This window comes from Aquabacterium sp. UBA2148, from assembly GCF_002328915.1.
Classification (GTDB): domain Bacteria; phylum Pseudomonadota; class Gammaproteobacteria; order Burkholderiales; family Burkholderiaceae_C; genus Aquabacterium; species Aquabacterium parvum.
This window is the reverse complement of the sequence record NZ_DCXA01000185.1, coordinates 1-9,059: the sequence shown is the minus strand read 5'-3', so window position 1 is coordinate 9,059 and position 9,059 is coordinate 1. Positions and strand designations below refer to the sequence as shown.

The 9,059-nt window shown below is 67.9% G+C and carries 9 protein-coding genes and 1 pseudogene; 6 read left to right on the top strand and 4 right to left on the bottom strand.

Annotated elements, in window-relative coordinates; all coding sequences use genetic code 11:
- The 3 genes and pseudogenes from B2W70_RS10470 to B2W70_RS10460 all read left to right on the top strand — a co-directional run.
- A pseudogene (locus B2W70_RS10470) lies at positions 1–1,340 on the top strand (sigma-54-dependent Fis family transcriptional regulator); the annotation flags it as partial.
- 41 nt (positions 1,341–1,381) lie between these two features.
- Positions 1,382–2,620 (top strand): DUF917 domain-containing protein, encoded by a 1,239-nt coding sequence (locus B2W70_RS10465; RefSeq protein WP_286745521.1) that lies wholly within the window; start codon positions 1,382–1,384, stop codon positions 2,618–2,620.
- Positions 2,613–3,347 (top strand): aspartate/glutamate racemase family protein, encoded by a 735-nt coding sequence (locus B2W70_RS10460; RefSeq protein ID WP_286745519.1) that lies wholly within the window; start codon positions 2,613–2,615, stop codon positions 3,345–3,347. Before B2W70_RS10465 ends, B2W70_RS10460 begins: the two co-directional genes overlap by 8 nt.
- A gap of 55 nt (positions 3,348–3,402) precedes the next feature.
- Here the strand turns inward: B2W70_RS10460 and B2W70_RS10455 are convergent, their stop codons facing one another.
- The 3 genes from B2W70_RS10455 to B2W70_RS10445 are packed head-to-tail and all read right to left on the bottom strand — an operon-like array spanning position 3,403 to position 4,819.
- Positions 3,403–4,203, bottom strand: a complete 801-nt coding sequence (locus tag B2W70_RS10455; RefSeq protein WP_286745517.1) for a sulfite exporter TauE/SafE family protein — start codon at positions 4,201–4,203, stop codon at positions 3,403–3,405.
- A 22-nt stretch (positions 4,204–4,225) separates the two neighbouring features.
- Entirely contained in the window at positions 4,226–4,417 is a 192-nt protein-coding gene (locus tag B2W70_RS10450; protein WP_137841617.1) for a YgaP family membrane protein, read from the bottom strand.
- A gap of 48 nt (positions 4,418–4,465) precedes the next feature.
- Positions 4,466–4,819 carry a metalloregulator ArsR/SmtB family transcription factor gene (locus B2W70_RS10445; protein WP_414631047.1) on the bottom strand — a complete coding sequence of 118 codons (354 nt, stop codon included), beginning with the start codon at positions 4,817–4,819 and terminating at the stop codon, positions 4,466–4,468.
- A gap of 97 nt (positions 4,820–4,916) precedes the next feature.
- Between B2W70_RS10445 and B2W70_RS10440 the strand changes: the two genes are divergently transcribed.
- The 3 genes from B2W70_RS10440 (at position 4,917) to B2W70_RS10430 (ending at position 8,677) form a co-directional block, all read left to right on the top strand.
- Positions 4,917–5,792: an MBL fold metallo-hydrolase gene (locus B2W70_RS10440; protein WP_286745513.1), complete on the top strand. Its 876-nt coding sequence runs from the start codon at positions 4,917–4,919 to the stop codon at positions 5,790–5,792.
- Between the two features lie 93 nt (positions 5,793–5,885).
- Positions 5,886–6,704, top strand: a complete 819-nt coding sequence (locus B2W70_RS10435; RefSeq protein WP_286745512.1) for a substrate-binding periplasmic protein — start codon at positions 5,886–5,888, stop codon at positions 6,702–6,704.
- Positions 6,705–6,736: 32 nt separating this feature from the next.
- Positions 6,737–8,677, top strand: a complete 1,941-nt coding sequence (locus B2W70_RS10430) for an ATP-binding protein (RefSeq protein ID WP_286745510.1) — start codon at positions 6,737–6,739, stop codon at positions 8,675–8,677.
- Here B2W70_RS10430 and B2W70_RS10425 read toward each other — a convergent pair.
- Positions 8,653–9,059: hypothetical protein (locus B2W70_RS10425; RefSeq protein WP_286745509.1), on the bottom strand; the 407-nt coding region annotated here is incomplete at its 5' end. The genes B2W70_RS10430 and B2W70_RS10425 overlap by 25 nt on opposite strands.

Sequence of the window (9,059 nt, the reverse complement as noted above, 5' to 3'; positions counted from 1 at the left end):
GTGTCAGCCGCAAGGCCGTTGAGCGTCGGCTCGCCGCGCGCAGCGAGCGCCAGCGCACCGCCGAAGACTGCCTGGAGGAAGCCCAGCGCCACATCCAGGCCGCCGCCTTCAAAGAGGCCGTGCCGCTGCTGCGCATGGGCCTGGACCGCGTGCGCAATGTGGGCCCTTCACCCGAGACCCAGCGCCTGAGCTACGACCTGCACCGCCTGCTGGGCGTGAGCCTGCGCAGCCTCGAAGGCTGGCTCAGCGCCGACGCTTTGCAAGCCTACGAGGCGGCGTTTCACGCGGGTGATGGCGTCGTCGACAACGCTGAGCTGAGCTCCATCCTGTTCGGCATCTGGACCACCCAGCTCATGGCCATGGACCTGGGCAAGGCCCGCGGCACGGTGCAGGAGATGCTGCAGCGCGCACAGGGCAGTGGCGACGCCGACCTGGTGGCCGAAGCCCATGTGGCCATGGCCAACACCCTGTTCTGGCTGGGCGACAGCGCCGAGGCCCTGGCCTGCCTGCAGCGCGGTGGCCTGGCGCCGGTGGCCGATCAGGAGCGCGGCCGCACGCAGGGCTTTGACCTGGTCGGGCTGGCGCTGAACTTCGAGGGCCTGGCCGCTTTCCAGGTGGGCGACTTTGCACGGGCCGAAGCCGTGCGCCAGCGCCTGGTGCGCCGCGCAGAGCAGACGGCCGAGCATCCCTTGAACCAGGCCATCGCCTTGCAAGGTGCCGCCTGGCTGGCCTGCCTGTTCGAGGACATGGACGCGCTGGGCCCTTTGGCCGCCGACCTGGAGAAGCTCTCGGCTCGCCACGGCTTCGTGTTCTACCTGGGCGTGGGCCAGATCTTCCGTGGTGTGCACCTGACGGCGCAAGGCCGCTTCGACGAGGCCGAGACCGCCATCCGCGACGGCTTCGAGGTGCACATGCTGCGCAACGGGGGCAAGCTGTTCTACTCCTTCCACGCCTGGAAGCTGGGCGAGGCCCTGCTGCTGGCTGGCCATGCCGCCGAGAGTGACCGCCTCATCAGCCAGGCCATGGACGTCTGCCTGGACCACCAGGACCGCGCCTACCTCGGCGAGCTGCTGGACGTGCAGGGCAGGGCGCGCCAGGCCATGGGTGACCTCGAAGGCGCCGAAGACGCGCTGCGCAGCGCCATGTCCACCTCGCTGGCGCTGGGCGCGATGCCGGCGCGCATCCGCACCGCCACCCACCTGGCCGAGCTGCTTCACGCCTCGGGTCGCACCCGCTCCGCGCGCGACCTGCTCGACAAGACCCTCAGGCCGCTCGACAAGAACGCCCCTTTTTCCGGCTTGCATCGGGCTTTGACACTGCTCGAACAACTCGCAACATGAGCCTCCTTGCGTAAGGCCCATGGTGGGCCGGGGAGAGCGCGATGGCGATGACACTCAGGCGGGTCGACCTGGAGCCTTTGCTCCTGGGCGGGTGTTTTTTTGGCAGCGGCGGCGGCGGCACGATCGAATCGGCCCAGGGGCTGGTCGCGCATTTCGAGAAGGGGTCTTACTACCCGAGCGATGAGGTCCGGGTGGTGACCGTGGACGAGGCCACCGAAGGCGAGTCCGTGATGGTGGCCTACATGGGCTCGCCCGAAGCCATCGACGGCGCTGCCTACCCGGTCGGGCCGGTGCTGGCGGTCGAGCAGATCCAGGCCCACCTCAAAAGCCAAGGCCGCAAACTGGGCTATGTGGTGCCACCCGAGAGCGGCGCACTGGGCTTCTCGGTCGCTTGCCTGGTGGCCGCCAAACTGGGCCTGGCGGTGGTCGATGGCGACGGGGCAGGGCGCGCAGTGCCATCGCTGCCGATGCTGACTTTCGCTGCGCGACACGTGGACCCGCGCCCGGCCATCCTGGTCAGCCAGGACGGCCTGGCGGTCGAGCTCGATGTCACACCGGCCAAGGGCACGGGCGGCGACCGGCAGCATCAACAGGACGTTTCGGCCATCGTCGAGCAGATGATGCGCCCCATCGTGGCCGCGCCCGAGTTCAAGCAGTTCGGTGGCCTGGCCATGTGGGTGATGACGCCCGCCAAGTTGCGCGAGGCCCTGCCCATCACGGGCACGCTGACGCGGGCCCTGGAGTTCGGGCGCTCGGTGCGTGCCGGTGCCTTCAAGAGCGTGGACGAGGTGATCAAGCAGCTGCATGACCGTTGGGGCGTGAAGGCGCTGGCGCTGTTCCCCACCGGTGAGTTGTGGGAAGCGGCCGTGGACACGACCGGTGGGTTCGATCTGGGCACCGTGACCGTCAAGGCCGGCGCGCACACGGCCGAGGTGCTCTACCAGAACGAGTCGCTGCTGGCCTGGGCCAGCGACCGCGCGCAGCCCCTGTGCATGGCACCCGACAGCATCTGCTGGTTCTTCGAAGGCGATGGCGAGGTGGTGGCGTCGAACGGCGACATCGTGCAGCCCGATGGCAGCCTGAACCCGGCCTACCGGGGGCGCCCTGCAACGCTGTTGGGCCTGTCGGCCAACCCGCTGCTGCGCGTGCCGAACGGTCTGATCCTCGACAGCTTCATGCAGCAGGTCAACACCCTGGGCTACCGCGGGCCCTATGTGCCGGTTGAAAAGCTCGCGGCCATGCCCGTTCACGCTTCGCATCAGGAGGTGCAACATGGCTGACGCCACCCGCCGTTTGCGCATCGCGATCATCGCGCCCGTCAACACCAGCCAGTTCAACGACCTGTTGCTCAAGGCCGTGGCGCCCGTGCTGCCACCCGATGTGGACGTGAGCGTGCACAACATCGACCAGGGCCACGACTGCATCCAGAACCGCACAGACTGGCTGGAGAACGGCGTCCCGGTGGTCAAGCTGGCCAAGTCGCTGCAGGACCAGGGCTTCGATGGCATCTGGCTGAGTGACTTCGACATGTGCGGCGTCGAGGCCGCGCGCGAGGTCATCGACATCCCGATCATCGGGGGCTTCCCGACCTCGGCGTTCACGGCGCTGGGGTTGAGCCAGCGCTTCGGCATCCTGACGATTTTGCCGAGCACCCTGGCCATGCAGCAGGGCCACGTGCTGACCTATGGACAGTCAGAGAACTTTGCTGGCATCGCCCCCATCGATTGCCCGGTCGATCAGCTCTCGAACGTCGATGTGGTGGTGGCCAAGTCCTTCCCGGTGGCGCTCAAGTTGATCAATGAGCGCGGGGCGCAGTCGCTCTTGCTGGGCTGCACCGGCTTCGTGGGTGTGGCCGAGAAGCTCTCGGTGCTGCTGAGCGAAGCGCTGCAGGCCTACGTGCCGGTGATCGACCCGAACCAGGCGGGCATCGGCTATTTGATCTCGCTGGTGCGCATGGGCATTCGGCCCAGCCGCCTGTGCTACAGCCCGGCGACGATCAACGGCTGACGCTTCCGGCTGGGCCTCCCGGGCCGAGCGATCCGGGTCGCCTGGGCCCCATCGCTCAAAGCCAGCCACCTGCGCGCGCCAGCATCAGCGCGGCGGTGAGCAGGCACAGCACGGCGAAGCCCCGCTTCATCCAGCTCACGGGCAGCAGGTCGGCCCAGCGCCGGCCTGCCAGCAAGGCCGCCACGGCCCCTGCGGCAAAGGGCAGGGCGAGTTCAAGCGACACCGCCCCGTGCCCGATGGCCGCGCCCACACCACTGACGGACACCAAAGCGATCACCGCCAGCGACGTGGCTTGCACGCTGCGCAGGTCCAGATCGGTGTGGCGCTGCAAGGCGGGCACGATGACGAAGCCACCCCCCACGCCCACCAGGCCACTGAGCAGGCCTGATTGCAATCCCGTGGCGGCCAAAGCGCGCGCGCACGGAGCGGTCCACTTCAAGGGCTCGCCTGGTGCGATGACCTGGCAAGGCACCTGCTCCAGCCGCGCGGCCTCGCCGCCAGGCAGGCTGCTGTCACGCCACGCACGCCAGCCCAGCCAAGCCAGCAGCACCGACATGCCCAGCAGCAAGGGCGTGGCGGGCAGTTGGTGCGCCAACCACACGCCCATCGGGGCGGCCAGCATGCCCATCAGGCCGATGAGCAGCGCAGCGCGGTAGCGCACGATGCCCTGCCGCAGGCCCAGCACCGCGCCCAGTGCCGCAGCCAGCCCCACGGCCAGCAAGCCCACGGGGGCGGCTTGTGCCATGGGCTGATGCAGCACCAGCACCAGCAGCGGGATGGACAACACCCCGCCGCCGGCGCCGGTCAAGGCCAGCACCAGGCCGACCAGGGCGCCCAGCAGGAGGGTGCTCAGCATTGCGTGCCTTGGCCAGCGCGGCTCAGCGCGTCTTGCACGTCGACAGGCCGAAAGGCAGGTAGGCCGGGCACCAGCGAAGGGTGCCGGTCAGGATGGGCACGATGCCGATCCAGCCCCACAGGCCGATCTGACCGGTGGCGGCCAGCACGATGAGGATGGCGCCCACGGCGATGCGAAGGATGCGGTCGATGCTGCCAACGTTGGGGGTGAACATGGTCGGGCTCCTGGTGGTCGAGGTTGAAAAAGGGGAGGGGCTGCTCGGTCAGTCGGGCATGGCCTGGCTGCACATGCGCTCGTGCAGCACGGTGAGCACAGCCAGCGCGTCTTCGCTGACCAGCTTGTAGAAGATGTGTTTGCCTTCGCGGCGGGTGGTGACCAGGCCTTCTTGCCTGAGCACGCCGAGTTGCTGCGACAGGGTGGGCTGGCGGATGCCGAGGTCTTCTTCCAGCTCGCCCACGCAGAACTCGCCCTGGGCCAGGCGGCACAGGATGATGAGCCGGTCGCCATGGGCCAGCACCTTGAGCAGCGCGCAGGCCTGGTTGGCCGAAGCTTGCAGCGAGGCCAGGTCGGGCTTGGGCGGGCGGGGGCGCGTGAGTTCTTGCGCAGGGTCTGTCATTTGCATGATTTAAATTATGTTGACGAATAGATTGTTTGTCAATAAAGTGATTGCATCAGCTTGAACCCGGCTCGCCGCAGCCGCCATCGGGAGTCCCATGAGCCCCTCCGCCGCACCCGCCCTTGTCCAGTCGTTTTTCGACCCTGCCACCAGCACCTTCACCCACGTCGTGTACGACCAGGTCGGTGGGCGCGCCGCCATCGTCGACCCGGTGCTGGATTTCGATGCAGCCAGTGGTCGCACCCGGCGCGACTCGGCCGATGCGGTCATCGCTTTCGTGCGCGCCAAAGGCCTGACGGTGGACTGGATCCTGGAAACCCACGCGCACGCCGATCACCTGAGCTCCGCCCCTTATCTCAAGGCCGAGCTGGGTGGGCGCATCGCCATCGGCGAGGCCATTCGCCGCGTGCAGGGCGTTTTCAAGCCGATTTTCAACCTGGAACCCGGTTTCGCCACCGATGGTTCGCAGTTCGACCACCTGTTCGCCGACGGCGAGGTGTTCTGGATCGGGGCCTTGCGGGCCCAGGCCTGGCACGTGCCCGGGCACACCCCGGCAGACCTGGCTTACGTGGTGGGTGACGCCGTGTTCGTGGGCGACACCCTGTTCCCGCCTGACGTGGGCACGGCGCGCTGCGACTTCCCTGGCGGCGACGCGAATGCGTTGTACGGCTCCATCCAGCGCTTGCTGGCCCTGCCGCCTGAAACGCGCTTGTTCATGTGCCATGACTACCCCGTCACCGACCGCGCTCCCTTGGCCGTTTGCACGGTGGGCGAGCAGCGCCAAGGCAATGTCCATGTGCACGAGGGTGTGGACGAGGCCGCTTTCGTGGCCATGCGCCAGGCGCGCGATGCCACGCTGGCCATGCCGCGCCTGATCCTGCCGTCCATCCAGGTCAATGTGCGAGCAGGGCACCTGCCGCCGCCAGAGGCCGATGGCCGCCGGTACCTGAAGCTGCCGGTGGATGTGCTCTGACTTGGTGCCGCAACACGGCACAAGCCCGTGTTCATGCGGGTGGGCGTTAGCACCAAAGGACGATACAGTCACCTTCGAGACCAGGAGGTGGTGATGCTCGGTCGGGCGTTTCGGTGGATGGGTTTGGCGTGCGCTTTGGGCGCAGGCGCGGCTTCGCTTCGCGCCGAAACCATTGTCATCGGCGCCGAGGACGACTGGCCGCCTTACAGCTATCGCATGGCCGGCAACGAGGAGCCCCAGGGCCTGACACCTCGCCTGGTGCGCCAGGCCTTTGCCAGCCAGGGCGTGTCGGTGCGGTTCCGCACGCTGCCGTTCGCGCGCTGCATGCTGGAGGCGGAAAAGGGCACCGTCGTGGCCTGTTTCAACGCCACGCGCACGGCGGCCAACGAGGCCCTCTACCACTGGCACCCAACTCCCATGTTCGAGGAAGAGCTGGCGATCTTTGCCAGGCGCAGCCCGGACACCTCGGTGCCCATGCGACAACTCGTGCAGGAAGACCTGCGCGGCAGCAGCGTGGGCATCACCGTGGGCTACACCTACCCCACCTCATTCATGTCCGACCCTCGCATCCAGCGCAAACCAGCCACGTCCGACGGCAACTTGCTGCACATGCTGGCCGCTGGTCGCGTCGACTACATCCTGGTCAACACCTTGCCCGCCTGGTACCGCCTGCAGATCGACCCCTCACTGAGTGGCCAGGTGCAGCGCGTGGGACGCATCAGCGTCGATGGGTTCTGGCTGGGCTTCACCCGGGCCAGGCCGGAGGGCGAGCGGCTGGCGCACGCATTCGAGCAAGGGCTTCGCGCCATCAAACGCTCGGGTGAGCACCAGCGCATGCTGGAGGAGCTGCATCGACAGTGGGCGCCGGCCCCCGTGTCGGCACCGGCTGAGGCCGCGAAGGGGCGACGATGATTCGCTAGATCTCGCGCCGACTGGTTCGGCAGGTGCTGCTGATCAGCGTGGTGGTGGCCTGTCTGGCCGCTGCCTACCAGCTGCACGCGGCTTACCGCAGTGGTCAGGACGACCTGGATGCCTTCCTGGAGCGCATCGGTGCGACACACGTGCCAGCCCTGTCGGCCAGCGTCTGGCAGCTCGACGAAGGTCAGATTCGCCACCAGTTGGCCGGCATCGCGCGCTACCCCGATGTGAGCCGGGTGAGCATCGACAGCGACCTGCCTTTCGCGGTGGCCCCGGTGGTCGGCCCCGTCAGATCAGGGTGGTCCATCTGGTCGGCCCCGACCGAGGTGCGCGAGTACCCGCTGCTGGCGCCCGACGAAGATGGCATCCAGCCCGGTGTGCGCGCCCAGTCGGTGGGCACCTTGCGCGTCGAGGTCTCGCTCAGCGGCTTGCTGGGGCGGGTGGGCAACATGGCCCTGGGCATTTTGCTGACCGAGCTGGTGCGCTCGGCGGCCTTGGCGCTGGTGTTGTTGGTGGGCGTGCGGCAGCTGGTGTTGCGCCCGCTGCAGCAGGTCTCGCGTTACGCGGGTGAGCTCAGCCTGGACCACCTCGACCAGCCGCTGCACCTGGAGCGCCCGCGTCACGACGGCCCCGATGAAATCGACGTGCTGGCCGGTGCGATCAACGACATGCGGGCCTCCTTGCTCGAACAGGTCGAGACGCGTCAGGCCATGGAGCGCCAGGCCCAGCAGCTGGAGGTCGAGAAAGAAGCGGCCGAGCTGGCCAGCGCGGCCAAGGGCGAATTCCTGGCCAACGTCAGCCATGAAATCCGCACGCCCATGAACGCCATCATCGGCATGGCCGACCTGACCCTGCACAGTGGCCTGCCCGAGCCGCAGCGTGGCTACATCCAGCGCGTGCGCTCGTCGGCCGACCTGCTCATGGGCATCCTCAATGACATCCTCGATTTCTCCAAGATCGAGGCCGGCAAGCTCGACATCGACACCGTTGATTTCGACCTCGACGACGTGGTGCGCAGCGTCAGCGAAATCGTCGGGGTGAGGGCCCGCGAGCAGAGCCTGATCCTGAGCTCCGAGGTGGCCCCCGACGTGCCGCCTCGCCTGCGCGGGGACCCCTTGCGCTTGCAGCAGGTGCTGCTCAACCTCATGGGCAACGCGGTCAAGTTCACCGCGCGTGGCCGCGTGGCCTTGCGGGTCGACACCGTGGCTTCGGCGGGTGAGTCGGGTGCGTCTGGTCAGGGGCTGCGCCTGCGCTTCATGGTGCAAGACACCGGCCTGGGCATGACCGCCGATCAGATGAGCCGCCTGTTTCAGCCCTTCACGCAGGCCGATGCATCGACGTCTCGCCGCTTCGGTGGCACCGGGCTGGGCCTGGCCATCGGCCGCCAGTTGGTCGAACGCATGGGCGGGCGCATCGACGTGGCCAGCGAGCCTGGACATGGCAGCACCTTCTGGGTCGAGCTGCCTTTTGGTGTGGTGGCCGAAGCCCCCACGTCGATGCCGACCGCAACCGTCACACGCCTGATGAGCCTGCCGGGCGCCGCCGACCACCCGGAGCTGGCTGGCTTGCGCGTGCTGCTCGTCGAAGACAACGAAGTCAACCAGGAACTGGCCGTGGCCTTGCTCGAGCGAGTCGGCATCCAGGTGACCTTGGCTGGCGACGGGCAACAGGCGTTGGCCTGCCTGAAAGCGGGCGAGTTCGACTGTGTGCTGATGGACTGCCAGATGCCCGAGATGGACGGCTACACGGCCACGCGCTTGATGCGCGAGCAGCCCGAGTGGTCGCGCGTGCCCGTCATCGCGATGACGGCCAACGCCATGTCAGGCGAGCGCGAGAAGGTGCTCGAAGCGGGCATGAACGACCACGTGCCCAAGCCGGTGCCGGTGGGCGAGCTCTACCGCAAGATCGCGGTGCGGACGGGGCGTCACCAGGCGGGCGGCGTTCAGGGCGTGGCCGCCGTTCGCTGAAGCCAGCGCGCCTCTGGCGGCACCGGGCCACCGTAGGTGATGACGACTTGCTTGTAGACCTGCTGCGTGCGCGGGTCGATGATGTTGGAGACGCCCCGGTAGCTGATCAGCCGCGTGCCCTGGCGGTCATAGACCAGCTCAAGTGGATCGACCACCAGCCGGAGCAGCGAGTCGGGCTCGACGCGAAGTTTGACGGCCGGGGTCTGCTCGAAGGTGGTCTCTCCCACCTGTTTGGCGCGAAAGCGGAAGCTGTCGGTCTGGCCCGCCACGATGAGCCGAAAGCCCACCGTCTCGCCTTGAAGCAGCCGTGGCAGCTGGTCCATCAGCAGGTGATTGAAGCCCGAGTCGGCGGCCTCCAGGCCGGGCTCGCGCGCCAGGCTCT

What these genes read in the sequence shown, in the direction of transcription:
- B2W70_RS10465 (WP_286745521.1), top strand. Translation starts at nt 1,382, where the DNA reads ATGGCGATGACACTCAGGCGGGTCGACCTGGAGCCTTTGCTCCTGGGC.
- B2W70_RS10460 (WP_286745519.1), top strand. Translation starts at nt 2,613, where the DNA reads ATGGCTGACGCCACCCGCCGTTTGCGCATCGCGATCATCGCGCCCGTC.
- B2W70_RS10455 (WP_286745517.1), bottom strand. Translation starts at nt 4,203, where the DNA reads ATGCTGAGCACCCTCCTGCTGGGCGCCCTGGTCGGCCTGGTGCTGGCC.
- B2W70_RS10450 (WP_137841617.1), bottom strand. Translation starts at nt 4,417, where the DNA reads ATGTTCACCCCCAACGTTGGCAGCATCGACCGCATCCTTCGCATCGCC.
- B2W70_RS10445 (WP_414631047.1), bottom strand. Translation starts at nt 4,819, where the DNA reads ATGACAGACCCTGCGCAAGAACTCACGCGCCCCCGCCCGCCCAAGCCC.
- B2W70_RS10440 (WP_286745513.1), top strand. Translation starts at nt 4,917, where the DNA reads ATGAGCCCCTCCGCCGCACCCGCCCTTGTCCAGTCGTTTTTCGACCCT.
- B2W70_RS10435 (WP_286745512.1), top strand. Translation starts at nt 5,886, where the DNA reads ATGCTCGGTCGGGCGTTTCGGTGGATGGGTTTGGCGTGCGCTTTGGGC.